Origin of the sequence: Rhizobium sp. RM, from assembly GCF_013390595.1 — a bacterium.
Taxonomy (GTDB): Bacteria; Pseudomonadota; Alphaproteobacteria; order Rhizobiales; family Rhizobiaceae; genus Agrobacterium.
Window position 1 is genome coordinate 251,040 of the sequence record NZ_JACAWV010000008.1, and the last position, 25,573, is coordinate 276,612.

22 protein-coding genes and 1 pseudogene are annotated in these 25,573 nt (G+C 56.8%); 14 read left to right on the forward strand and 9 right to left on the reverse strand.

The genetic code is table 11. From position 1 onward, the window contains the following. Positions 1-32 precede the first annotated feature (32 nt). The 3 genes from hemW to rph are packed head-to-tail and all read right to left on the reverse strand — an operon-like array spanning position 33 to position 2,615. Positions 33-1,232, reverse strand: a complete 1,200-nt coding sequence (gene hemW / locus HWX89_RS10120) for a radical SAM family heme chaperone HemW (protein ID WP_138794361.1) — start codon at positions 1,230-1,232, stop codon at positions 33-35. Positions 1,233-1,237: 5 nt separating this feature from the next. Then, positions 1,238-1,882 carry an RdgB/HAM1 family non-canonical purine NTP pyrophosphatase gene (rdgB, locus tag HWX89_RS10125; RefSeq protein WP_138794362.1) on the reverse strand — a complete coding sequence of 215 codons (645 nt, stop codon included), beginning with the start codon at positions 1,880-1,882 and terminating at the stop codon, positions 1,238-1,240. Positions 1,883-1,898: 16 nt separating this feature from the next. Then, the gene (gene rph / locus HWX89_RS10130; protein WP_138794363.1) at positions 1,899-2,615 is read right to left on the reverse strand and encodes a ribonuclease PH; all 717 of its coding nucleotides are present in this window, start codon (positions 2,613-2,615) and stop codon (positions 1,899-1,901) included. A gap of 274 nt (positions 2,616-2,889) precedes the next feature. On the opposite strand from rph, the gene hrcA reads away from it, so the two are divergent. Next, a complete protein-coding gene (gene hrcA, locus HWX89_RS10135; protein ID WP_138794364.1) occupies positions 2,890-3,981 on the forward strand; it encodes a heat-inducible transcriptional repressor HrcA in 1,092 nt (363 codons plus the stop codon). Positions 3,982-4,101: 120 nt separating this feature from the next. Next, a complete protein-coding gene (gene grpE / locus HWX89_RS10140) occupies positions 4,102-4,752 on the forward strand; it encodes a nucleotide exchange factor GrpE (RefSeq protein ID WP_138794365.1) in 651 nt (216 codons plus the stop codon). A 103-nt stretch (positions 4,753-4,855) separates the two neighbouring features. Here the strand turns inward: grpE and ptsN are convergent, their stop codons facing one another. The 6 genes from ptsN to lptC form a co-directional block, all read right to left on the reverse strand. Next, entirely contained in the window at positions 4,856-5,317 is a 462-nt protein-coding gene (ptsN, locus tag HWX89_RS10145) for a PTS IIA-like nitrogen regulatory protein PtsN (RefSeq protein WP_138794366.1), read from the reverse strand. Positions 5,318-5,399: 82 nt separating this feature from the next. Further along, a complete protein-coding gene (gene hpf, locus HWX89_RS10150) occupies positions 5,400-5,978 on the reverse strand; it encodes a ribosome hibernation-promoting factor, HPF/YfiA family (protein ID WP_138794931.1) in 579 nt (192 codons plus the stop codon). A 233-nt stretch (positions 5,979-6,211) separates the two neighbouring features. After that, a complete protein-coding gene (gene rpoN / locus HWX89_RS10155; protein WP_138794367.1) occupies positions 6,212-7,765 on the reverse strand; it encodes an RNA polymerase factor sigma-54 in 1,554 nt (517 codons plus the stop codon). 153 nt (positions 7,766-7,918) lie between these two features. Beyond that, positions 7,919-8,704 carry an LPS export ABC transporter ATP-binding protein gene (gene lptB, locus HWX89_RS10160; RefSeq protein ID WP_178340741.1) on the reverse strand — a complete coding sequence of 262 codons (786 nt, stop codon included), beginning with the start codon at positions 8,702-8,704 and terminating at the stop codon, positions 7,919-7,921. A gap of 33 nt (positions 8,705-8,737) precedes the next feature. Continuing rightward, on the reverse strand, positions 8,738-9,292 hold the full coding sequence (locus tag HWX89_RS10165) for an LptA/OstA family protein (protein ID WP_138794369.1): 555 nt from the start codon (positions 9,290-9,292) through the stop codon (positions 8,738-8,740). Between the two features lie 13 nt (positions 9,293-9,305). Then, positions 9,306-9,971, reverse strand: a complete 666-nt coding sequence (lptC, locus tag HWX89_RS10170; RefSeq protein ID WP_138794370.1) for an LPS export ABC transporter periplasmic protein LptC — start codon at positions 9,969-9,971, stop codon at positions 9,306-9,308. A gap of 249 nt (positions 9,972-10,220) precedes the next feature. Here lptC and sppA point away from each other — a divergent pair, with 249 nt between their 5' ends. From sppA to HWX89_RS10230, 12 genes and pseudogenes are all read left to right on the forward strand, one after another. Next, positions 10,221-11,174: a signal peptide peptidase SppA gene (gene sppA / locus HWX89_RS10175; protein ID WP_138794371.1), complete on the forward strand. Its 954-nt coding sequence runs from the start codon at positions 10,221-10,223 to the stop codon at positions 11,172-11,174. An 11-nt stretch (positions 11,175-11,185) separates the two neighbouring features. Then, a pseudogene (locus tag HWX89_RS10180) lies at positions 11,186-11,503 on the forward strand (integration host factor subunit beta); the annotation flags it as partial. Between the two features lie 56 nt (positions 11,504-11,559). Beyond that, positions 11,560-11,892, forward strand: a complete 333-nt coding sequence (locus HWX89_RS10185; protein WP_138794372.1) for a LapA family protein — start codon at positions 11,560-11,562, stop codon at positions 11,890-11,892. Positions 11,893-11,985: 93 nt separating this feature from the next. Then, the gene (locus HWX89_RS10190) at positions 11,986-13,119 is read left to right on the forward strand and encodes an RsmD family RNA methyltransferase (protein WP_138794373.1); all 1,134 of its coding nucleotides are present in this window, start codon (positions 11,986-11,988) and stop codon (positions 13,117-13,119) included. Continuing rightward, positions 13,116-13,976 (forward strand): TrmH family RNA methyltransferase, encoded by an 861-nt coding sequence (locus HWX89_RS10195; protein WP_138794374.1) that lies wholly within the window; start codon positions 13,116-13,118, stop codon positions 13,974-13,976. The genes HWX89_RS10190 and HWX89_RS10195 overlap by 4 nt, the downstream gene beginning before the upstream one ends. Next, a complete protein-coding gene (gene lspA, locus HWX89_RS10200; RefSeq protein WP_138794375.1) occupies positions 13,976-14,464 on the forward strand; it encodes a signal peptidase II in 489 nt (162 codons plus the stop codon). The genes HWX89_RS10195 and lspA overlap by 1 nt, the downstream gene beginning before the upstream one ends. A gap of 55 nt (positions 14,465-14,519) precedes the next feature. Continuing rightward, positions 14,520-16,784, forward strand: a complete 2,265-nt coding sequence (locus tag HWX89_RS10205; protein WP_138794376.1) for a hybrid sensor histidine kinase/response regulator — start codon at positions 14,520-14,522, stop codon at positions 16,782-16,784. Positions 16,785-16,912: 128 nt separating this feature from the next. Continuing rightward, the gene (olsB, locus tag HWX89_RS10210) at positions 16,913-17,797 is read left to right on the forward strand and encodes a l-ornithine N(alpha)-acyltransferase (RefSeq protein ID WP_138794377.1); all 885 of its coding nucleotides are present in this window, start codon (positions 16,913-16,915) and stop codon (positions 17,795-17,797) included. Between the two features lie 180 nt (positions 17,798-17,977). Then, on the forward strand, positions 17,978-20,629 hold the full coding sequence (gene mutS, locus HWX89_RS10215) for a DNA mismatch repair protein MutS (protein ID WP_138794932.1): 2,652 nt from the start codon (positions 17,978-17,980) through the stop codon (positions 20,627-20,629). Between the two features lie 93 nt (positions 20,630-20,722). Beyond that, positions 20,723-23,551, forward strand: coding sequence for a [protein-PII] uridylyltransferase (locus tag HWX89_RS10220; RefSeq protein WP_138794378.1), 2,829 nt, complete (start codon positions 20,723-20,725; stop codon positions 23,549-23,551). A gap of 4 nt (positions 23,552-23,555) precedes the next feature. Continuing rightward, positions 23,556-25,145: a murein biosynthesis integral membrane protein MurJ gene (gene murJ / locus HWX89_RS10225; protein WP_138794379.1), complete on the forward strand. Its 1,590-nt coding sequence runs from the start codon at positions 23,556-23,558 to the stop codon at positions 25,143-25,145. Beyond that, positions 25,145-25,549 carry a VOC family protein gene (locus tag HWX89_RS10230; RefSeq protein ID WP_138794380.1) on the forward strand — a complete coding sequence of 135 codons (405 nt, stop codon included), beginning with the start codon at positions 25,145-25,147 and terminating at the stop codon, positions 25,547-25,549. Before murJ ends, HWX89_RS10230 begins: the two co-directional genes overlap by 1 nt. Positions 25,550-25,573: the final 24 nt, after the last annotated feature.

Below are 25,573 nucleotides of genomic sequence, written 5' to 3' on the forward strand. Positions count from 1 at the left end.
TTTTATTTGTCTGTCAGAGGCTTGAAGTTCAGTCAGCAGGCCAGATCAGCGACGACGGCGTCCAGAATGAGCATGCCGGCAGGCGTGCAGCGCAAGCGAGAATTGCCGAGGCGTTCGACAAAACCGTGTTGCAGCAGGAAGTCTTCCTTTTCCGGATCGAGTTCACGACCTGAAAGTTCGCTCCACCTGGCAAGATCAACGCCTTCCCGAAGCCGAAGACCCATCAGCAACAGTTCGTCCGACTGTTCGTCAACGCCCAGAAGCTCCTGATCAACCATGCCGTGCCCGTCGCGTTCCACGGCTTCGAGCCAGGTTTCCGGATGTCGCTGGGTCGCCGTCGCAAGCTTGGACGAGCCCTTTGTCAAACGCCCATGGGCGCCAGGTCCGATGCCGGCATAATCTCCATACCGCCAGTAAGTGAGATTGTGTCGGCTTTCCGCGCCGGGACGCGCGTGGTTCGACACTTCATAGGCGGGCATGCCGTAACGCTCGGTGATTTCTTGCGTTGCCTCATAAAGAATAGCCGAATGTTCACCGTCCGGCACAATGAGTTTGCCTGCTTTGTGCAGACCGTAGAAGGGGGTGCCTTCCTCGATCGTCAACTGGTAGAGCGACAGATGATCCACGGCGTAGGAGACCGCTTCTTTCAGTTCCGCGTCCCATTCCTCCACTGTCTGTTTGGGGCGGGCATAGATCAGATCGAAAGACATGCGTGGAAAGATCTCGCGTGCCAGCCGGATCGCTTTCAAGGCATCGGCAACATCATGCAATCTGCCCAAAAATTTCAGGTCACGATCATTGAGGGCCTGCACGCCGAGTGACACCCGGTTGACACCCGCCGCCCGATAGCCGCGAAAACGCTCAGCCTCGACGCTGGACGGGTTGGCCTCCATGGTAATCTCGATGCCATCTGGTACATGCCAGAAGCGCGAGACGCCATCGAGGACAGCGCCAACCGTCCGTGGGTCCATCAGCGATGGTGTGCCGCCGCCCATGAAGATGCTGGTGACGACGCGAGGACCACTAATGGCCCGCATGCGCTCCATTTCTTTCAGGAAAGCTGCAGTAAATCGCTCCTGATCCACGGGTTTGTGGCGGACATGACTGTTGAAATCACAATAGGGACACTTGGCCGCACAGAACGGCCAGTGCAGATATATACCAAACCCCGGATCACCCGTATCCGGCAGAAGCGATGTGCCGGGGGCAGAAATCTGATGCTCCCCGTTCATCGGGTTCAAGCCTCCAGGCACGTTTCTACGAATTTCTTGAATGCACGCGCACGGTGCGAAAGGGCAAAATCATCGCCCGGTTTCCAGCCGTGTTTTTCCTCGGCGGTCATTTCGCCGAATGTCGCCTCATAGCCTTGCGGCTGGAAAATCGGGTCGTAACCGAACCCGCTCGTTCCGCGTGGCGGCCAGGCAACAGAGCCTTCAACCTCTCCACGGAAATACTCCAGATGACCATCCGGCCAGGCAAGGCAAAGCACACTGACGAAACGGCAGCCTCGCTCGGCAGGAGTTGCAGCCTTGCGCTCGGCAAGTGCATCCTCGACCTTCTGCATGGCCATCTGGAAATCGCGCGTGCCGTCAGCGGTTTCCGCCCAGTTGGCCGTATAGACGCCAGGTGCACCATCAAGAGCATCGATCACCAGACCGGAATCGTCGGAGAGGGCCGGCAGACCAGACGCTTTCGCTGAGGCAAGCGCCTTGATGGCAGCATTTTCCTCAAACGTCGTGCCGGTCTCGTCCGGCTCGGCGAAATTGAGTTCCGCCGCCGATTTTGCCGAAAAGCCGAACGGTCCGATGAGGTCGGCGATTTCGGCAATCTTGCCCTTGTTGTGGCTGGCGACGACGATCGTGCGGGTATCGAGCTTGCGCATGGCGTATCCTATCGGCTCAGGCAATTGCCTGCTTCTGCAGGGCAACCAGTTCAGCGCATCCTGTCTTGGCAAGACCAAGCAGCGTCAGGAACTCTTCTTCGGAAAAAGGCGTGCCTTCCGCCGTACCCTGGATTTCGACGATGCCGCCTGCACCGGTGATGACGAAATTGGCATCGGTTTCGGCAGAGGAGTCTTCCAGATAGTCGAGATCGATGACGGGCTGGTTGGCAAAGATGCCGCAGGAAATCGCAGCAACATGGTCCTTGAGCACCTTGTCGACCTTGATCATGTTGCGAGTTTCCATCCACTTCAGGCAATCGTGCAGGGCAATCCATGCGCCGGTGATCGAGGCTGTGCGCGTCCCGCCATCTGCCTGGATCACGTCGCAATCGATGCTGATCTGGCGCTCGCCAAGTGCCTGCAGGTCAACGACAGCGCGGAGCGAGCGACCGATGAGGCGCTGGATTTCCTGGGTGCGGCCACCCTGCTTGCCAGATGCAGCTTCTCGCTTCATGCGCTCGTGCGTGGAGCGTGGCAGCATGCCGTATTCTGCTGTGACCCAACCTTTGCCGCTGTTGCGCAGCCACGGCGGCGTCTTTTCTTCAAGGCTCGCCGTGACAAGCACATGCGTGTCACCGAATTTGACAAGACAGGAACCTTCCGCATGTTTCGAGAAATTACGCTCGAAGGAAACCTTGCGCATCTGGTCGGTTTTTCTGCCTGAAGGCCGCATCTCGTCACTCTCCTTGTTCGTTTCAGCCTTCTAGAGCGTTTCCCGGTGAAATGGAAACAGTTCTGTGGGTTCTGAGGGGATTATATGTATGCGAATGGCCTGCATCGTTGCGATTGCATTCGGACAGGGTCCTTCATACCGATGGATCGCCCACATCAATGCCTTCGGCGAGGCGATCAAGAAGCGCCTTGTGTTACGCCAATTTCCGTTTTGCCGTGGCCGCACGACGCATTATATTGATGCAGAATAATGACGATGAAAAAGAACGGGCAAAATGGGTTTTTCGGCGCCGCTTTCAAGAGATCAGGCATCGTTGCTGGACGAACGCTCGCGGGAGATCTTCCGGCGAATTGTCGAAGGATATCTGGAGACAGGTGAGCCCTTGGGCTCGCGCAGTTTGTCCCGATTGTTGCCGATGTCGCTTTCGCCTGCCTCAGTTCGCAATGTCATGAGCGACCTGGAAGAACTGGGCCTGATCTATTCGCCGCATATCAGTGCCGGGCGCCTGCCGACACAGACGGGTCTGCGGTTTTTCGTTGACGCCTTCATGCAGGTCGGCGATCTGCCGGAAGATCAGCGTGCCAGTATCGACCGTCAGATCGGCCCCATGTCGGGCCAGGAGCAGCCGCTCGACGGATTGCTGACCGAAGCAAGCCGCATGCTCTCAGGCATGTCGCGTGGGGCCGGCTTGGTGTTAACCGCCAAAAACGACGTCATATTGAAGCATGTCGAGTTCATCCGGCTTGAGCCGACGAAAGCGCTTGCCGTGCTCGTCGGTGATCACAACCAGGTCGAAAACCGGATCATCGAGTTACCGGCGGGAATTTCATCCTCGCAGCTCACGGAAGCCGCAAACTTCATCAACGCCCATCTTGGCGGGCAGACATTGCAGGAACTGAGGAGCCAGTTTCAGATCCACAAGGCGGAGCTCCAGACAGAGCTCGGCCAGCTCGCGCAGGATCTGGTCGAACGGGGACTGGCGATATGGGCTGGTGACAATGAGGATGGCAAGCTTGGCCGTCTCATTGTTCGTGGCCGCTCCAACCTGCTGGAGGGCCTTGCGGGCGAAGAGGATATCGATCGTGTCCGCATGCTGTTCGATGATCTCGAGCGCAAGGAAAACCTCATCGAGATTCTCAATCTGGCCGAGAGCGGTTCGGGTGTGCGTATTTTCATTGGCTCGGAAAACAAGCTCTTTTCGCTTTCCGGCTCGTCGCTGATTGTCGCGCCTTATCGCGACGAGGAAAACCGGGTCGTTGGCGCGGTTGGCGTTATCGGCCCGACGCGGCTCAATTACGCTCGCATCGTTCCCATGGTGGACTACACGGCACAGATTATGGCCCGCCTTTCCAGGAAAACACGATAGGAATTGGTCTAATGACCAGACAATTGCGGCAGGCTTTTTGCCGCAAGCCTTGATTTTTGCCGACCAAAGCTCGATATCGGGCGCAACCAACAAAGTTAATCTTCCAATCTGGAGAACGTCATGACCGACGATACAAAAAAGCCCGGACCTGACGCGGACGTCGCCGAAGAAGTAATCGACAGTGCGCTGGCGGGTGAAGAAGCTCTCGAAGACATCACCGCAAAGGCAGCAGAACCCGATCCGATCGAGGTTTTGAAGGCCGAAAATAGTGATCTGCGTGATAAATTCCTGCGTCTTGCCGCAGAAATGGACAATCTTCGCCGTCGCACAGAACGCGAAGTCAAGGATGCGAAGCTTTATTCCGTGGCAGGTTTTGCGCGCGATATGCTGGCTGTATCAGACAATCTGCGCCGTGCGCTGGAAGCTATTCCCGACCATCTCAAGACCGATGCCGAAGCCGGTATCAGCGGCCTGATCGAAGGCGTTGATATGACTGAACGCTCGATGTTGTCTGCGCTTGAGCGCCACGGCGTCAAGAGGATCGATGCTGAGGGTGAGAAGTTCGATCCGAATTTCCATCAGGCAATGTTCGAAATCCCGAACACGACTGTTCCCAACAACACGGTGCTTCAGGTCGTTCAGGCGGGCTATACCATCGGTGATCGTGTATTGCGCCCCGCCATGGTTGGCGTTGCAAAAGGTGGCCCGAAGCTGGAAGCTGTTGTGACGGCTGAGCCGGGCACAGGCTCGCTCAATGAAAAAGATGCCTGAGATAACAAGTCTCGGGAAAAACAAAAAAAACGCGCCTCGGGGCGCGTTTTTTTTGTGTGAATGTCTTCCCGAACGTTAGCCGCTCTCACAAAGGCTCGCGCCGTCATGCGGCGGTTGCCTGCTCCTGATTGAGAAATGCATAGATCGCGGTGTCGGAATCTGTCGCACGCAGCTTGGCCACAAGTTCCGGGTCACGCAGCGCACGCGCAATGCGCGACAGCGCCTTCAGATGGTCGGCGCCTGCTCCTTCGGGGGCAAGAAGAAGAAACACCAGATCGACAGGCTGATCATCCAGCGCTTCGAAATCGACAGGCGTCTCAAGGCGCGCAAAGACGCCGGTGATCGCGTTGATGCTGCTGAGTTTGCCATGCGGAATAGCGATGCCATGCCCCACACCGGTCGAGCCGAGCCGCTCGCGCTGGAGGATGACGTCAAAAACTTCCCGTTCCGACATTCCAGTAATTCTGGCCGCTTTCGCTGCCAGTTCCTGGAGCAGTTGTTTTTTGGAATTCACCTTGAGGGCGGGAATAATCGCATCTTGTTGCAGCAAATCTGCCAACGCCATTCTATTTTTCCTTCATGCCATCGAGACGGTAGGGAGGCAAATTCGCTGTTGCGGGGATGCCTCCCACGTCTTGTCAGACTGTTCAGCTCTTGATCGTCGCTGCGTCGATCCAGCCTATATTGCCGTCGTTCCGCCGGTAGACGATGTTGAGATATTCCTTACCGGGGCTGCGAAACACCAGAACCGGCTCGTCCGTCATGTCGAGGGCCATAACGGCGCTGGCGACGGACATGGTCTTAATCTGTTTCGAGCTCTCGGCTACGATGGTGGGTGCGTAATCTTCCGGAACTTCGTCGTCCGCGTCCGAGATTGCATCCATCACGGTATAAGCAATTTCCTGTGTGCCTCCGTTGGAAGCAGAACCGTTGTGGTGGTCCTTCAGCTTCCGCTTGTAGCGACGCAGGCGTTTTTCAATCCGTTCCGCAGCAGCATCGAAGCTTGCCTGAGGATCATTGGCCTGACCTGCTGCGTGCAAAACAACACCCGTATCGAGGTGAATTTTGCAATCTGCAGCAAAACGCGGCCCGGATTTTTCAACGGTCACTTGTCCTGAATACCCCCCATCGAAGTATTTGGTAACCGCCAGACCTATGTTGTCCTCGATCCGCTGACGGAAAGATTCGCCGATCTCCATATGTTTACCAGATACACGCACACTCATGGAATTTTTCCTTTTTGTAGTGATTTGCGAGTACCAGCTTACGTCAAGCTGCGCGCGCATCCAAGCGTTTCGAAGACCTCTTTGGGCCTCCATTCCAAATTTACGCCTCTGGACGGTGGAGATGAATCCGTTACAAACAACCTTGCTACCGTGTGCGGCGGGCTTCTAGCCGTTGCATCGGTAAGAGTCAATGGGATGCCAGAAAACCCTAGAAAACGTGATCTCTGGGGGCCTCAATAGGTCGATAATTTTGCCATCGCCTTTTTCTCGCGACGTCTTTGAACGGAGGAGGGGATGTTCATCGCTTCACGGTATTTTGCAACCGTGCGGCGTGCGAGGTCGATGCCGCTGCTTTTCAGATTATCGACAATATCATCGTCGGATAGAACGGCATCCGCCGCCTCCTGAGCGATCATCGTCTTGATACGATGGCGGACCGCTTCTGCGGAATGGCTGTCGCCACCCTCGACGGAGCTGATCGACACGCTGAAGAAATATTTCAGCTCGAAAACCCCGCGTGGTGTCAGCATGTACTTCTTGGACGTGACGCGGCTGACGGTGGATTCGTGCATCTTGATCGCATCGGCAACGGTCTTGAGGTTCAACGGCCGCAGATGGCCAACCCCATTGACCAGGAACGCATCCTGCTGGCGCACGATTTCCGTGGCGACTTTCATGATTGTCTTGGCGCGTTGATCGAGGCTTCGCGTCAGCCAGTGCGCGGTCTGCATGCACTCCGACAGGAAATCCTGATCCTCGCCTTCGCGTGTCTTGTGTTTCGAGATTTCGGCAAAATAGGTCTGGTTGATCAGCACCCTTGGCAGGGTATCGGGATTGATCTCCACCAGCCAACCACCTTCGGACGACGGGCGCACGATGATGTCGGGCACGATCGTTTCGGAAACAGTCGACTCGAAACCGGCACCTGGCCGCGGGTTGAGCGTTCTGATCTCCGAGAGCATATCGAGGAGGTCTTCTTCATCCACGCCGCAAAGTTTTTTTAACGTCGCAAAGTCGCGTTTTGCCAGGAGTTCCAGGTTGTCGATGAAAGCCCGCATGGCCGGATCGAGCCGGTCTTTCTGGGCAAGCTGTATGGCCAGGCATTCGCTGAGTGAGCGCGCAAAAACACCAGGTGGGTCAAATCCCTGAAGTGCTTTCAGGACGTTTTCCGCTGCAGCCGTCGTCGTTCCCAGCCGCTCCGCTGTCTCCTGCACCGCATCGACGGCAATATAACCGGTCTCGTCGAGTTGGCCGATCAGTGCGTCCGCAATCAGGCGATCTTCGGCAGAGGTAATGGCGAAGGGTACTTGCTGGTTCAGATGGTCATGCAGGCTTGGTTTGGCAGCGACAAAATCGTCAAGATCGTAGCTTTCGCCAGCTTCCTGGCCCGGCATTGAGCGCCACTGGCTCAGAAGCTCCGGCGCATCGGCCTTTCGCGGTTCCGCGTCGTCAGGGAAGACGTTCTCGAAGCTGGTATCGAGCTGTTCACCGAGATTGGCGGCGCGATCCCCGTACCAGTCGTCCGAATCGGATGTGACTGAAGGCGTTGGCGCGCTGGAAAGATCGTCATCTCCATCGTTGAAGTTTGCTGCATTTTCAGGCGCAGTCGTGCCTAAATCGCTATCGTTTGCTGCAATTTCCAGCAGCGGGTTTCGCTCGACCTCTTGCGCGATAAACTGCGTCAGCTCGAAATGCGTCATTTGAAGCAGCTGGATCGACTGCATCAATTGAGGTGTCATTACGAGGGACTGGTTTTGACGCAGCAAAAGGCTGGCAGACAATGCCATGGCGGACGCGAAACTCCCCTTACAGCTTCTTCACAGCCTCATTTTCCAGAAAATTCACGGAGACAATGAAACTTGGCCCAAAAATTGCTTTTTTATCTCATTTGGTCAAGCGTCAGAGTGGGGGCGAGGTGAAGAATCTTTCGCGTCCAGCCGTCAAAGGCTAAAATTATTGCCGAGATAGAGGCGGCGTACATCGGGATTATTGACGATGTCATCCGCACGGCCATGAGTCAGCACTTCGCCCGCATGAATAATGTAGGCACGGTCGATCAGGCCAAGCGTTTCTCTCACGTTATGGTCTGTAATCAGAACGCCGATCCCACGGGCAGTCAAGTGCCTGACAAGATTCTGAATATCGCTGACGGAGATTGGATCAACGCCGGCGAAAGGCTCATCGAGCAGCATGAAGGTTGGGTCGGTCGCAAGCGCGCGGGCAATTTCAAGACGACGGCGCTCACCGCCCGAAAGGGCAACGGCCGGAGACTTGCGCAACTGCGCGATGTGAAACTCTTCCAGCAACTCATCGAGCTTGTGGTTGCGTTTCTTGGCGTCCGGTTCATGCACCTCAAGAACGGCCTTGATGTTGTCTTCGACCGTCAGTCCGCGGAAAATCGACGCTTCCTGCGGCAGGTACCCTACACCGAGGCGGGAACGACGATACATCGGCATGGAGGTAACGTCGTTGCCGTTAATGGCGATCTTGCCCGTATCAACAGGTACGAGACCGGTAATCATATAAAAGCAGGTCGTCTTGCCGGCGCCGTTCGGGCCCAGCAAGCCCACGGCTTCGCCGCGGCGTACAACCAGCGAAACACCATTGACGACGCGTCGCGTATTATAGGTTTTCGTGAGGCCGTGCGCGATCAGCGTGCCTTCGTAGCGTGCCTTGTCAGCACCAGACGCCGCTTCATCGGAGCGGCCCGGCGTGCCGCCGAACATATTTGAGAACGATGGTATCTTCACGAGGAAAGACTACTGTTTCTTTTGCGACTTGGGGTCGAGCATGATTCGAACCGGGCCACCACAGCTTTCAAGCTTGGCCTGTCCCGTGTTCATCAGCACCGTCAGCTTGCAGCCGGTGAAGACATTGGTGCCTTCAGACAGAACGACCTGTTTGCCGGTCAGGATGAATGTCTGTGCCGCCATGTCGAACTCGCCGTGATCGGCGGTTGCTTTCTGGGTTCCGGATGTCAGGAAGACGTTGTTGTCGACGAAGATCTTTTCGATATTCGCGTCACCGCTCGTCAGCGACGAACCTTCACCCTTGTAGTTCACGGTCATCTTGCCGGACTGAAGGGTGGTCGTTCCCTGAACCACTTTCACATTGCCGGTGAAATAGGCCTTGCGCTCCTGATCCCGGATCTCGAGCTGGTCGCTTTCGATGGCGATCGGCTGGTCACCGGAAAGTTTGACGCCCTGCATGTTGCTGGTCGTGTTCTGCGCCAGCGCGGTGGAGGCGAAACAGACAGCGGCGATCGCAAGATAGGCCGACTTGCCGAGAAAAACGGGACGGGAAATGTGCATCATCTGGACCGGGCTCTCACTTGCCTTCATTCTTGATATTGGATGCAGCGATACGTGCGCGTACCTGCCCCGAAAAAGTGATTGTTTTGCCATTATCGGCGATATGAATCGATTGCGCAACAATGGAGCCGTCCTTTGTCTTAATGGAAACGGGCTCTTCGCTGCTCATTTTTCCGGCCTTCAGATCGACATCCGCAGACTGGAACTTTGCTTGTATGCCATTGCTGAGATTGATGTCAAAAGGTGCAGTCATCTTCAGCGAGTTTGTCGAACGGTCGAAAATGCCTTCCTGTGCGATAACCTGTGCAATGCTGTCATTGACCGGCACTGCGGCAAGAACCTTTTCAAGCGTCATGAGATTGGGGTTTGCGATGTCCTGAAGCGCGCGATCGGCATTCATGGAGTAGTCGATGCCCTGCTCGTTGCGGCCTGCAACAGCAGGTTTCTCCATCACGATCTTGCCGTCTTCAATGCGAGCGCTTTCGAGCGAAACTTCGTCCGGGACCCAGGTTCTGACAAGCGAGACGCCAATGAATGCGAGCGAAACCACAATCGCGCTGACCGGTAGAATGATCTTCAGACGCTTGACCAGCACGGAATGTTTGAGCGCACGTTCGTAGGCCGCGGCCTGACCGTTCGGCAATGAAAATGCGGGCGCTGGTTCGCGAAGTCTTTCAAGCATGTGAGTGGGTCCGGTCACTTCGTGCGCGCCATTCATGGTCCGCAGAGGAAGTTTTTTGTTCATCCTGATGTGTTTGGCACGTGTGCCTTGCCCTGCCAATATGGTTTTTGTCTGGAAAGGTGCAAGAGATGCGCTAATTTTATGATTATTCGGTTTACGCATTGCTTCCTTGCAGCTTCACGCTAGAACCACCACATTGCGCGTTGCATGCGGCATCGCTTGCTCAGGACCGCCGAGGCAGAGGTTTTCATGGATCAGATGGCGATAGCGGATCGCAGGCAGTTGCGCCGAAAGCTTACATTCTGGCGGGTTGCTGCCGTTTTGCTGTTGATTGCAGGCCTCTTTGGACTTTACCGGGTTTTCTGGACAGCGCCGCAACAAAGCGAGCGCCCGCATATCGCCCGTGTCGAAATTTCCGGACTTATCCAGGACAATACCGAGCTTCTTGAGCGCCTCGCCAAAATCGAGAAAAGTGACAATGTGAAGGGGCTGATCGTTTCGATCTCGTCTCCGGGCGGCACGACCTATGGCGGTGAACGCATCTTCAAGGCACTTCGTGCTGTGGCTGAAAAGAAGCCGGTGGTTTCCGATATCCGCACTCTGGCTGCTTCGGCAGGATACATGATTGCCGCGGCTGGCGACACGATCGTTGCGGGCGAAACCTCGATCACCGGCTCGATCGGCGTGATCTTTCAGTATCCGCAGCTCGGGCCGTTGATGGAAAAGCTCGGCGTCTCACTGCAGGAAATCAAGTCATCTCCGCTGAAAGCCGAACCGTCGCCGTTCCATGACGCGCCCGAAGAGGCGAAGACCATGATAAGGGCCATGGTGACGGACAGCTACGACTGGTTTGTCAACCTTGTGGCGGATCGTCGCAAGCTTCCGAAAGAGACCGTTCTGGCACTGGCGGATGGATCGATCTACACGGGCAGGCAGGCGCTGGCCAACAAGCTGGTGGATGCTCTGGGTGGTGAAAAGGAAATCCGCGACTATTTCCAGACACGCGATGTGGCAAAGGATTTGCCGATCGTCGAATGGCGCGCGCCGTCATCGAAATCGCCACTTTCGCTCTTCAGCATTGCCGGGATCGCAAGAATACTCGGATATGAGGATTTTCTACCGCTTGCAGGGGCTGGTCAGATCGGCGCGGACAAGTTGTTTCTTGACGGTCTCGTTTCGGTTTGGCAGGTTGAGCAAAATTAAAAACCCAATTTTTTCAGGGGGCAACCGTGATAAAGTCTGAACTGGTGCAGATCGTTGCTGCGCGTAACCCGCACCTTTATCACCGCGACGTCGAAAATATCGTCAACGCGGTGCTGGATGAAATCACGGATGCGCTGGCTGCAGGAAATCGTGTCGAGCTTCGCGGTTTCGGCGCATTTTCCGTGAAGAACCGACCTTCTCGCTCAGGCCGGAACCCACGTACGGGTGAATCGGTTTTTGTCGAAGAAAAGTGGGTGCCGTTTTTCAAGACCGGAAAGGAATTGCGTGAGCGCCTCAACCCCGGCATGGGTGATGAAGAGGACGATTGATCCTCTCGGCCTTCAAGGTCGGACCCAGGCCCGCCCGCCAAGATGGAGTATTGCGGATGTCGAAAAAACTCATCAACCTCATCATCCTGGTGCCGCTGGCAATTGTGCTGATTATTCTGTGCGTCGCCAATAGACAGTCGGCTACGCTTGCGCTCAATCCGTTCAGACCTGAAGACAGCGTTCTTTCTTTTACTGCGCCGTTTTTCGTGTTCCTGTTCCTCGCGGTCATTTTCGGCGTTTTGCTGGGCTCGGCGGCGACCTGGTTTTCCCAAGGGAAACATCGTAAGCGCGCCCGTGCCGAAGCAAGAGAGGCGGTGCGTTGGCATGATGAGGCAAACCGCCAGAAGGCCGCCGCAGCCGCGCAGGTTTCGCAACTCCCGGCAAAGTGATATCGCAGACATTCGTGCGGTCTCTATGCGAGCGCCGCATGGAGTGGTATTTGCTGCCTGATAACGAGTTGGGCAGAAGCGGAAAGATTTCCATTGAAGAAAAAAGACAGCCGGCCGGGCAGCAAGGTTCGTGCCGGGAGCGAAAAAAAACAGGCTTATTCTGCAAAGTCGCCAAGACGCCCGGAAACCGCGCCGAAAAAGCGTGAGCCCGACGCCGTAAGGAGCGCGCCAAAAGCTGCTGCCAAAGAAAAAGTTGCTGCGCCCCTTCCCGTAGAGCAGGTCCCGACCCGCGCGCTGAAGACCCGGATCGGCGATCTGCCGACGGAACAGGTTCCGATCATTCTGGAATCGAGCGGTGCAGGCGATTTCCATCTGATTGACAGCGGTAACGGGCTGAAGCTCGAACAATATGGCGATTACCGGATCGTTCGCCCGGAAGCGCAGGCCCTCTGGCGGCCGACGCTGCCAGAGCGCGTCTGGCAGAATGTCGACGCGGTGTTCACCGGCGATACCGATGAAGACGGGATGGGCCGCTGGCGTTTTCCCAAGGCAGCACTTGGTGAAACCTGGCCATTGTCGCTTCTCGGTGTTGATTTCCTTGGCCGTTTCACGGCGTTTCGTCATGTCGGTGTCTTCCCGGAGCAGATCGTGCACTGGGAATGGCTGAAAAACACGATCGAGACCGCTGATCGGCCGCTGAAGGTGCTCAATCTGTTTGGATACACTGGCGTTGCATCGCTGGTCGCGGCGGCTGCAGGTGCGGAAGTCACCCATGTCGATGCCTCCAAGAAAGCAATTGGCTGGGCAAAGGAAAATCAGGCCCTGGCGCGACTGGAAGAGGCGCCGATCCGCTGGATCTGTGAAGATGCCATGAAGTTCATTCTGCGCGAGGAACGACGCGGCAATACCTACGACATTATTCTGACCGACCCGCCGAAGTTCGGCCGTGGCACGCATGGCGAGGTCTGGGAGCTTTTCGACCACTTGCCGCTGATGCTGGACGTGTGTCGGGACATTCTGTCGCCAAAGGCAGTCGGGCTTGTGCTGACCGCTTACTCCATTCGGGCCAGCTTCTATTCCATGCATGAATTGATGCGCGAAACGATGCGCGGTGCCGGTGGCGTGGTGGCCTCAGGCGAGCTTGTCATTCGCGAGGCCGGTCTTGATGGCAAGACGCATGGCCGGGCTCTTTCCACTTCACTTTTCAGCCGCTGGGTGCCGAAATGACAAACGATATGCGCGAAAGCGGCGCGCGCCGCGTTGGGCAGGTCAAGGAAGTAACCAGCCTTGCCAACCCGATCGTCAAGGACATCAAGGCTCTTACCCAGAAGAAGGGGCGTGAAGAGACCGGCACCTTCATGGCGGAGGGGCTGAAACTGGTCATTGACGCCGTCGAACTGGGCTGGACGATCAAAACGCTGGTTTATGCCAAGGCTGCCAAGGGCAAGCCGCTGGTGGAGCAGGTTGCGGCAAAGACCGTGGCTTCCGGTGGCCTCGTGCTGGAAGTCAGCGAAAAGGTTATCTCGTCCATCACCCGACGCGACAATCCGCAGATGGTTGTTGGTATTTTCGAGCAGAAATGGAAGCCTCTCAGGGACATTCGCCCGCTTAAGGGTGAAACCTACATTGCGCTCGACCGGGTGCGCGATCCTGGTAATCTTGGCACCATCATTCGTACCGCAGATGCCGCAGGTGCATCCGGCGTCATTCTGGTTGGCGATTGCACCGATCCGTTTTCACTGGAGACGGTCCGAGCCACCATGGGGTCTGTTTTTGCAATCCCGGTCGCACGAGCCAGCGTCGAGGAATTTCTGGCCTGGAAAAAAACGGCTGACGTCAGTGTCGTTGCGACCCATCTTGCCGGTTCGGTCGACTATCGGACCATCGATTACGCAAAAAAGCCGGTCGTGCTGTTGATGGGCAACGAACAATCCGGGCTGCCGCCGGAACTCGCCAGCAAGGCGGATCAGCTTGCGCGTATTCCCCAGCAGGGGCGCGCCGATAGCCTGAATTTGGCCATAGCGAGTGCTGTCATGCTTTTTGAGGCACGTCGCCATCTCCTAGAGCTTGCGCCGGTGAAATGATGCAGAATACAGCCGTCTTTTCGAAAACCGTTCCCGCTGTCGCATTGATCGTCGCCGCGCTGGTACTCGATCAAGTCGTCAAGCTGCTGGTAGAAGCCTATCTGCCATTGCAGGAGATGGTGCCGGTGATGCCATTTCTGGCACTATACCGCACCTACAATCTCGGTGTTGCCTTCTCGATGCTGGCGGATATGGAGGGCTGGTTCATCGTTGGCATGCGCCTCGTCATCGTCTGTTTCGTCATCTGGATGTGGCGCAAGACGGAGCCGAACCGAACCTTCGCACATCTTGGTTTTGCTCTGATCATCGCGGGCGCGGCAGGAAACATTTTCGACCGTTTTCTGTATGGGCACGTGATCGATTATATCTTGTTCCACACGCAAACCTGGTCTTTTGCCGTTTTCAATCTTGCTGACAGTTTCATAACGATCGGTGCGGGCTGCGTTATTCTGGACGAGTTTTTGCACGCGAGAGCGGCCAAAAAGTAAAATTTTAGAGTTTCGTCGAAAGATATCAAAACCGTTGCTGTGCTAGCGGTTTTGTATGAGCGAACTTGCGAAACGCCGGGAAAAGATTGCGGACGATTTTGATGCTGCGGTTGCTTCAAAAAAGCAATCGCCGGTGGCTGAAGACGTTTCACCGCATTTGGGTCGCCAGAAGCACTCTTCGCAGCTCGCCCGCCTATCCGATTTTCCGACATCTGTCGTCTTCCTGGCGGCTGTCGCGCTGGCATTGTTGTTCGCGCTGGCCCTACCGTTTGCTGCGACAGTTCTGATCGCTCTTTTAGCGGCAGTTGCTGCGGTCGCATTTTTTGTAAATCATCGTTTCTTCGCTTCGAAGGCATTGGATGCAATATCCATACATGAAGAGGAGGGCATCTCCGCACGACGTATGGAGAACCGCTCCATCGTTGCAGACATTCATGAGGTGATGGGCGATATTGTCGTGATCCGCGACATGGATCGCCGCATTGTTGAGGCCAATGCGATTTTCCGCGACATGACCGGCTGCGTTGCTCCAGAAGGGCGGACATGTGAAGAAATCGGCATTGCATTTCGGCCTGGGGACCGGGCGCATGCCTACGACGTTGAAATCGCGACGCCTTTCGGGCAGCGTATTTTCGTATGGCAGGATGCCGTCACGCGGGATATTGGCAGCAGCCGACTTCTAATCAGCAGCATTGCACGAGATGTGACCGAGGAAAGGTTCGCAGTCGCGACACGCGAAGATGCGCGCGCCCGAGCGGAAAAGGCCGATGCCGACAAGGCGAGGCTGCTTGCCACTGTCAGCCACGAAATCCGTCTTCCCTTGTCGGGCATTCTGGGCATGAATCACCTTCTTTCGCAGACGAGGCTGAACCAGGAGCAGCGCAACTACCTTGATGGCATGAGACAGTCGGGCCAGTCCCTTGTTCAGCTTGTCGAAGATTTGCTTGATTATTCGACGATGGAGGCGGGCCGCTTCACGCTCAATCCACGAGCTGAAAATCTGCGGCAGTTGATCGAGAGTGTCGTGGAAATGCTGGCGCATCGCGCCCATGAAAAAGGCATAGAGATAGCGTCTTCGATCTCCGTCGATGTGCCGGATTATCTCGATTTCGATCCGGCGCGATTGCGCCAGATTCTGTTCAACCTGATTGGAAACGCGGTAAAATTCACGAAAGAGGGTGGCGTTGTCGTGCGCGCTGATTTCGCGGATGGGGATTTGCGCATCGCCGTTGAGGATAGCGGCCCTGGCATGACCAGAGCGGAGCAGGCACGTATTTTCCGCGAGTTCGAGCAGGCCGGACCTCTGACACAACGCAGCGCCGGAACAGGTCTCGGATTGGCGATTTCTGCTCGCATCATGCGTGAATTTGGCGGCAAACTGGCGGTGTCTAGCCGTAAGGGCAAGGGTAGCGTCTTTACCCTGTCATTTCGTCCGGGCTCGGTCGGGACAGGCAAACGAACCACTGATCGCAGGCGCTGCCTCGATCACACCAATGTCCTGCTTCTCGCGCCGTCTGGCGTCGCATCCGGCACGATGGCGAGTGCGATCTCGGCATTTGGTGGCAGGTGCACACATATTCACGGGCTCGACGATCTCACGGCATTGCTTGATAGCCCCGCTAACTCTCTCGTCGATATCACTGACGTCATCGTCGACCAGCGGATCGCGGATGATTTCAAGGAAGTCTTGCGAAACGCGGCCGTGCTCAACGAAAAAACGGTTCGGCGCACCTTGCTGGTCAGTCCCGAGGAGCGTCCGTCGCAAATGCATGGCGATTTCGACGCCTGGCTCATTCGGCCGCTGCGCGAAAAGTCGCTGATTGATGTGCTGTGTGGGCGCCTGCGCGGAATTGAGCGGCGCGATGCCATCAACGACAATCATCCCGATCTCGGCCTGTCGCCACGCATGACAAGTGGTTCATTCGGTATCGATGTCCTCGTCGCCGAAGACGATGCCGTCAATGCGCGCATCATTGAAGCAGTGCTTCGCAAAAGCGGCTTTTCGCCCCGACTTGTTTCGGATTTCGACGCCTTGAGGTTGGCGATCGCACCGGGAGCGGAAACCTTGCCGGATGTCGTCATCTCTGACCTTAACATGCCTGGTGGTGACGGTCTGGAAGTGTTGCCGGCGCTTTTCCAGTCCCGCAAGGGCGAAAGGCAAATTCCGGTGATCGTCCTTACCGGAGAGACAGACCGTAGCACCGCTGACCGGCTGCTGGAGGCAGGGGCTGGAGCGGTGCTGACAAAGCCGGTCGATCCGAAACGGCTGATCGAGGAAATCCGTCGCCTGCTCGAAGGAAAACGCCTGTTTCTGTCCTAGGTCGAATCGACGATTGCATCGTCGCCACGGTCGCGAACGGTAATTTATTACGGTGGCATATTGTCACTGTTCTGTCGTCAATTGGTGATTTATGACAATGAAATCCTTTGGCGGTGGAGCGATTCCCCATGGTTGCGGAAATCCTGAATCACGACGTTTGTGAAAACGATGGTGCCGTCAAACCCATCTCGGGTTTGAAGCCAAACAATGAGGGTGTTCTCGGCCGGATTGGCACGCTGGAGACGAGGCTTGCCCGAACCGACCGTGAAATCGATGCTGCCCAGTCCGTCCGTTTTCGTGTCTTCGTTGAAGAGATGAAAGCCCGGCTTCCCGCCGATGCCATGCGACGCAAACGCGATATCGATGCCTGGGATAGTGTGTGCGACCACCTGCTTGTTCTCGACAATGCAATCGAGGGCGACACAGAAGATCAGATTGTTGGTACGTATCGCCTGCTGCGGCAGGATACTGCGGTCGCAAACAATGGATTTTATTCGGCCAGCGAGTTTGATATCGCCGGCCTGATCGCGCGTCATCCGGGAAAGCGTTTCATGGAACTCGGTCGTTCCTGCGTCCTGCCGGAGTATCGTACCAAGCGCACGGTTGAACTGCTGTGGCAGGGAAACTGGGCCTATGCCGTCAAGCACCGTATGGACGCGATGATCGGCTGCGCTTCGTTCCCCGGTGTTCAGCCTGAAAGCCATGCGCTTGCTCTTTCCTTCCTGCATCACAATTGTATTGCGAAAGGTGAGTGGGCTGCAGAAGCTCTCCCTGAGCTTTATCGTGAAATGGATCTGATGCCGGCCGAGGCTGTCAACGCTCGCAAGGCGCTGAATTCCATGCCACCCCTCATCAAGGGGTACATGCGCCTCGGTGCGATGTTCGGTTCGGGTGCGGTTGTGGATCACGCCTTCAATACCACGGATGTGCTGGTCGTCCTGCCGGTGTCATCGATTGCCGGCCGGTACATCACCTATTATGGCGGCGGTGAAGCGCAGCGCTTTAACGGCTGAGTGGCGAAATCCTCAAGCTTCCTGTGGGCAGGCTGTTTGTGCGTGTTGTCCTTGCGTGATGGGGTCGCTAGTCTCTGCGCTCCTTTCCCGTAACACGAAACCGATACGATCAGGCCATTGACGGACGTTCATTCCACTGCCTCGCTGATTTCAGAGGAGAGCCGCGCTTCGGCCACTCCGATGATGGAGCAATTTATCGAGATCAAGTCGAACAATCCCGGTTCGCTGCTGTTTTACCGCATGGGCGATTTTTACGAATTGTTCTTTGAAGACGCGGTGGAAGCATCCCGTGCCCTCGGCATCACGCTGACGAAGCGCGGTCAGCATATGGGGCAGGACATCCCCATGTGCGGTGTGCCGGTTCATGCTGCGGATGATTACCTGCAAAAGCTGATCCTGCGCGGTTATCGCGTTGCCGTCTGCGAGCAGGTGGAAGACCCCGCTGAAGCCAAGAAACGTGGATCGAAATCCGTTGTCCGTCGTGACGTGGTGCGGCTGGTCACGCCCGGCACGCTGACCGAAGAAAAGTTGCTGTCACCAACGGAATCCAACTACCTCATGGCACTTGCCCGTATTCGTGGCAGTGCCGAAGCGCAGTTCGCCTTGGCGTGGATCGACATTTCCACTGGCGTATTCCGCCTGGCGGAAACAACGCTGACCCGGCTTCTGGCTGATATCTGGCGGATTGATCCGCGCGAACTCATTGTTGCCGATAGTCTGTTCCATGACGAGGAACTGAAGCCGGTATTCGACGTGCTCGGTCGGGTCGCGGTGCCGCAACCCGCCATTCTTTTCGATAGCGCCACCGCCGAAGGGCGTATTGCGCGCTATTTCAATGTTTCCACGCTCGACGGCTTTGGAACATTTTCGCGTGTGGAAATGGCCGCTGCCGCAGCCGCCGTTGCCTATGTCGAGAAAACCCAGATTGCCGAACGCCCGGCGCTTGGCAGCCCTGAACGCGAAAGTTCCGCCAGCACGCTTTTCATCGATCCGGCAACCCGCGCCAATCTGGAGCTGGTGAAAACCCTGTCCGGTGACCGCGATGGCTCGTTGCTGCACGCCATCAATCGAACGGTGACCGGCGGCGGTGCCCGTCTTCTGGCCGAACGTTTGATGTCGCCTCTGACTGATCCGGAGAGGATCAATACGCGCCTCGATGCGGTTGCCTATCTCATTGATGATGTGTCCTTGTGCGAAAAACTGCGGGATGCCCTGAAGCAGGTCGCGGACATGCCGCGTGCGCTGTCGCGTCTTGCGCTGGAGCGTGGTGGTCCCCGTGACCTCGGTGCAATCCGTCAAGGGCTTTCGGCCGCCGCCTACGTTGCGTCAATTCTCGACCAGGGGCTCCTGCCGGATGAGCTGGCGGCTGCGCTTGCCGATCTCAAGGCGCTGCCTAGCGATCTGGAGGCCATGCTTGCAGCGACACTCGCAGACGACATGCCTCTTCTCAAACGCGATGGCGGCTTCGTGCGGGAGGGCTCCAATCCCGATCTCGATGAGGTGCGTGCGCTGCGTGACCAGTCACGGCGTGTCGTTGCCGGATTGCAGCTAAAATACGCTGACGAAACCGGCATCAAGTCGCTGAAGATCAAGCACAACAATGTTCTGGGCTATTTCATCGAAGTCACGGCTGGCAACGCCGATGTCATGACCTCGACGGACGAGGCGAAAGCCCGTTTCATTCACCGCCAGACGATGGCGGGCGCCATGCGCTTTACGACGACGGAGCTTGCCGACCTCGAAAGCCGTATTGCCAACGCTGCTGCGCAGGCGCTGACAATGGAGCTGGATGCGTTCGAGCAGATGGTGAAAGCCGTCGTGCAGCAGGCCGAGCCGATCAAGGCGGGTGCTTTGGCGCTGGCGGTGATCGATGTTGCCGGGAGCCTGGCCCATCTTGCCGCCGAACAGGCCTATTGCCGGCCGATCGTCGACGCATCCATGACCTTTTCCATCAAGGGCGGGCGCCATCCCGTTGTCGAACAGGCGTTGCGGCGCCAGTCAGCTGGCCCGTTCATCGCCAATGACTGCGACCTCTCTGCCGTCAATGGTGGCAAGAACGGTGCGATCTGGTTGCTCACCGGCCCGAACATGGGCGGTAAATCGACGTTCCTGCGTCAGAACGCGCTGATTGCCATTCTGGCGCAGATCGGTGCCTTCGTCCCGGCGGAAGCCGCCCATATCGGTGTCGTGGACCGCTTGTTCTCCCGCGTTGGCGCTTCGGACGATCTGGCGCGCGGACGCTCGACCTTCATGGTTGAGATGGTGGAGACGGCCGCCATTCTCAATCAGGCGACGGATCGATCTCTCGTCATTCTGGATGAGATTGGCCGTGGTACGGCAACCTTCGATGGCTTGTCGATTGCCTGGGCAGCGGTGGAACATCTGCACGAAGCCAATCGCTGCCGCGGACTTTTTGCCACCCACTTCCATGAACTGACAGTCCTTTCCGAAAAACTCGGCCGCCTTTCCAATGCCACGATGCGGGTCAAGGAGTGGGAGGGTGATGTCATTTTCCTGCATGAGGTCGGGCCGGGCGCTGCCGATCGTTCTTACGGCATTCAGGTGGCCAAGCTTGCTGGACTGCCTGCCTCGGTTGTGGAGCGTGCCCGCGAGGTGTTGACGAAGCTGGAGGATGCCGATCGCAAGAACCCGGCAAGCCAACTCATTGACGATCTGCCCCTGTTTCAGGTTGCCGTCCGTCGCGACGATAGCCGCAAGAGTGGGCCATCCAAAATTGAGGACAGCCTGAAGGCGATGAACCCGGACGAAATGACGCCGCGAGAGGCACTGGACGCGCTCTATGCGCTGAAGAAAGAACTTGGCAAGGCTTGATGCGTAGATTGCCTGTCCATTGCCTTCGAAACTCGATATAGGACAGTGCCGACCGAAGGGTGGGCTGCCCGCAAGACATGGATACCGGCATAGATGGCCATCAGCGACCTCGATTTTTCTGCAATCCTCGATGTTCCGGCACTCAAGCAGGAATGCGACTTGGTCTTTAAGGGGGAAGGCAAGCGCATTTCTGACGTCCGGTCCGAATTGCTGCCGATCTTTCGCAAGGCCAGCACAGAAGGCCGTCAAAAGGCCCGGGATCTGTTGAATGCCGATGGCAGCGGTATCGATTGCGCGAGACGGATCTCCTGGCTCCAGGATCGTCTTATCGAAGTGCTCTACGATCTCACATGCCAATATGTCTATCCGCAGGACGCACCGCAGATTGCAGTGACTGCTGTCGGCGGTTACGGTCGCGGCACGTTGGCACCGGGATCGGACATCGACCTCCTGTTCCTGATGCCGGCTAAAAACACGCCCGACATGCACAAGGCGGTGGAGTTTGTTCTCTATCTTCTGTGGGATCTCGGCTTCAAGGTTGGTCATGCGACCCGCACCGTCGATGAAAGCATTCGTCTTTCCAAGTCCGACATGACGATCCGGACGGCGATCTTGGAAGTTCGCGCGATCTGCGGCAAGAAGGCTTTGACGGACGATCTTGAAAAACGTTTCGAGTCAGAAGTCGTGACGGGAACCGGACCGGAATTTATCGCCGCGAAACTTGCCGAGCGCGATCAGCGCCACCGCAAGGCAGGCGATACGCGGTATCTGGTCGAGCCCAATGTCAAGGAAGGCAAGGGCGGCCTGCGCGACCTGCATACCCTGTTCTGGATTGCCAAATATTATTACCACGTCCGTGATGCTGCCGATCTCGTCAAGCTCGGTGTTCTGTCGAAGCGTGAACTGAAGCTTTTCGACAAGGCCGACGACTTCCTCTGGGCTGTGCGTTGCCAGATGCATTTCATCACCGGCAAGGCGGAAGAGCGTCTGTCGTTCGACATCCAGCGAGAGATTGCCGATGCGCTGGGTTACCAGCCGCGTCCTGGCCTCTCGGCTGTCGAGCGTTTCATGAAGCACTATTTCCTTGTCGCCAAGGATGTGGGTGATCTGACGCGCATCGTCTGCGCTGCCCTGGAAGACAAGCAGGCGAAGGACGTTCCGGGCCTGACTGGTGTTCTAAGCCGCTTCGCACGCCGTCTGCGCAAGATTCCGGGTTCCGTCGAGTTTGTGGAAGATAGAGGGCGGATTGCGCTGGCCAAGCCCGAGGTCTTCAAGAACGATCCGGTGAACCTGATCCGGCTGTTTCATATCGCCGACATCAACAATCTCGAACTGCACCCCGATGCCTTGCGCGTCGTCACCCGATCGCTGTCACTGATCAACAACGATCTGCGTGAAAACGACGAGGCCAACAGGCTGTTTCTGTCGATCCTTACCTCACGTCGTGATCCGGCCCTGACGCTGCGGCGGATGAATGAAGCCGGAGTTCTCGGCAGATTCATTCCCGAATTCGGCAAGATCGTCGCGATGATGCAGTTCAACATGTATCATCACTATACCGTCGACGAGCATCTGATCCGCTCCGTCGGCATTCTCTCTGAAGTCGACAAGGGTGTTGCTGTTGATGCTCATCCGCTCGCCAATCAGCTCATGCCGAGCATTGAGGATCGCGAAGCGCTCTACGTTGCGGTCTTGCTCCACGACGTCGCAAAGGGGCGGCAGGAAGATCACTCGATCGCTGGCGCACGTGTTGCCCGCAAGCTTTGCCAACGCTTCCGGTTGACCGGAAAGCAGACGGAAACGGTGGTTTGGCTGATCGAACAACACCTGTTGATGTCCATGGTCGCACAAACCCGCGATCTGCACGACCGCAAGACCATCACCGATTTCGCTGACAAGGTTCAGTCGATGGAGCGGCTGAAAATGCTGCTCATCCTGACGGTCTGCGACATTCGCGCCGTTGGACCCGGCGTATGGAATGGCTGGAAAGGGCAGTTGCTCCGTTCGCTCTATTACGAGACGGAACTGCTGCTTTCAGGCGGTTTCTCGGAAGTCTCCCGCAAGGAGCGGGCCAAGATTGCACGTCAGGCTCTTGACGACGCGCTCGATGACTGGGGGCAGAAGGCTCGGCGGAAGTATACCAAGCTTCACTACGAACCTTATCTGCTGACAGTGGCGCTGGAGGATCAGGTCAGGCACACCCGCTTCATTCGAGAAGCCGACAAGCAGGAAAAAGCGCTGTCGACCATGGTCAGGACCCATTCGTTCCACGCCATTACCGAAATCACCGTCTTGGCACCGGACCATCCGCGTCTTCTGTCAATTATAACCGGCGCCTGTGCCGCTGCTGGCGCCAACATTGCCGACGCGCAGATCTTCACGACATCTGACGGCAGGGCCTTGGACACGATCCTCATCAACCGGGAGTTCCCGATCGACGAGGACGAGATGCGCCGTGGCAACAATGTCGGCAAGCTCATTGAGGAGGTGCTATCTGGCAAGCAGCGCCTGCCGGAAATGATCGCGACCAGAACCAAGAGCCGGCGCAAGAAAAGCGCCTTTACGATTCCGCCATCGGTCATCATCTCCAACGGCCTTTCCAACAAGTTCACCGTCATCGAGGTGGAATGCCTTGACCGTCCGGGTCTGCTCGCCGACATGACGGCGGTGCTGGCTGATCTTTCGCTTGATATCCACTCTGCCCGCATCACCACTTTCGGTGAAAAGGTCATCGACACCTTCTATGTCACAGACCTGTTCGGTCAGAAGGTGACCAACGACAATCGTCAGGCGAATATTTCCGTTCGGCTGAAAGCTGTCATGAGCGAGCAGGAAGACGAGTTGCGAGACCGTATGCCGAACGGCATCATCGCGCACCCCGACGTGGCCGCATTGCCGGCTGCAACGACGGCAAAGGCCTGATGTCATGAGCCTCATTGGCAAGTTCGCCACGGTGGGAATGGCAACGCTTGGCAGCCGTGTTTTCGGCTTCATGCGTGAAATGCTGATGGCAGCCGCTGTCGGCACGGGTCCGGTTGCGGATGCGTTCAATGCCGCGTTCCGCTTTCCCAACACCTTCAGGCGGCTGTTTGCCGAAGGGGCCTTCAATTCGGCATTCGTGCCGCTTTTCGCCAAGGAAATCGAGGCGAACGGGATGGAAGGCGCGAGGCGCTTTTCCGAAGAGGTTTTCGGTGTTCTGTTCACCGTACTTCTTGCGCTGACGATTCTGATGGAATTGTCGATGCCGTTCATTGTTCGGACGGTGATTGCTCCGGGCTTCGTCGATGATCCGGTAAAGTTCGAAAATACCATTCATCTCGCGACGATCATGTTCCCCTATCTCGCCTGCATGTCGCTGGCGGCAATGATGGGCGGCATGTTGAATTCGCTGCACCGATATTTTGCCGCTGCGATCGCTCCGGTTTTTCTGAATATCATTCTGATCGGCGTTCTGGCTCTGGCCTGGTGGAAGAACTACGACCCATTGCAGGTGGGGTATGCGTTGTCCTGGGGAGTCATGGCAGCCGGTCTCGTGCAGCTTGCCATAGTCTGGGGTGCGGTGCGCAATGCGGGTATGAAGATCGGGTTTCGCCGTCCCAGGATGACGAAGAACGTCCAGCGGCTGCTTGTCCTTGCTCTTCCGGCTGCGATCACCGGCGGCATCACGCAGATCAATCTGCTCATCAACACCAACATCGCCTCCGGTGGTGAAGGTGTAATTTCCTCTCTGGCCTATGCCGATCGCATCTATCAATTGCCACTTGGCGTCGTCGGCATTGCCGTTGCCACGGTGCTTTTGCCAGAGCTGGCGCGCGCTCTGCGGGGCGGGCATATGGTGGAAGCTGGCAGTCTGCAGAACCGCTCTGTCGAGTTCGTCCTGTTCCTGACGCTGCCGGCTGCAGCCGCACTTCTCGTCATGGCTGAGCCCATCGTGCGCTTTTTGTATGAACGTGGAAATTTTGCGCCATCGGCGACTGTAACGGTGTCGCAAATTCTCGGTATCTACGGCCTCGGTCTTCCGGCGTTCGTGCTGATAAAGGCTTTCATTCCGGGTTTCTTTGCCCGTGAGGATACGCGTACGCCGATGATCTTTGCGGCGATCTCCGTTGTTGTGAATGTCTCTATGGCGCTTACTCTGTTTCCGCGTCTGGGCGGACCAGGCATTGCGATCGCCGAAATTACGGCCGGCTGGATAAACGCTGCATTGCTGTTTGCAACCTTGATGTGGCGCGGCCATTGGCAGATCGATATTCCGCTGCTGACCCGCATTCCACGACTGCTGTTCTCGGCTGCCGTCATGGCTGTTCTCATTCACTACGCTCTGGCGTATCTGACCTTCGAACTGTCTTCTGCATCATCCATCCTGGTGCGGGCTGGAACCATCATGGCACTCGTGTTTGCTGCAATGCTGGTCTATTTCGGTCTGGCTTTCCTTTCCGGCGGAGCGGATATCGGCACGGTTAAAAGGGCGATCAAGAAACGCGGGAAAAAGACCACACAGACGGAGAGCAACTGATGTTCTTTGCCGAAAATCGCCGCGTCGCCATCGTCACCCTTCTGGTGGACGAGTACGATCGTGCCAAAGCGTTTTATTGTGGCGTTCTCGGCTTTGAGTGTCAGGCGGACCAACCGCTTGGTGATGGCAAGCGTTGGCTGGTGGTCAAGCCGAAGGGACAGGAAGGCTGCGGCCTTCTGTTGGCTGAAGCGGATGGCGAGGCGCAACGGCAGGTCATTGGTGGCCAGACGGGAGGGCGCGTCGGCTTCTTTCTTCATACCGATGATTTCGCCCGCGACCATGCGGCTTTGCTGGCGCGCGGTGTGCGCTTTCTGGAAGAGCCGCGCCACGAAGTCTATGGCTCTGTCGCCGTGTTTGAAGATCTCTATGGAAACCGCTGGGATCTTCTTGAACCGCGTGGTTGATATCCCCTGAAAGCCCTTGATTGC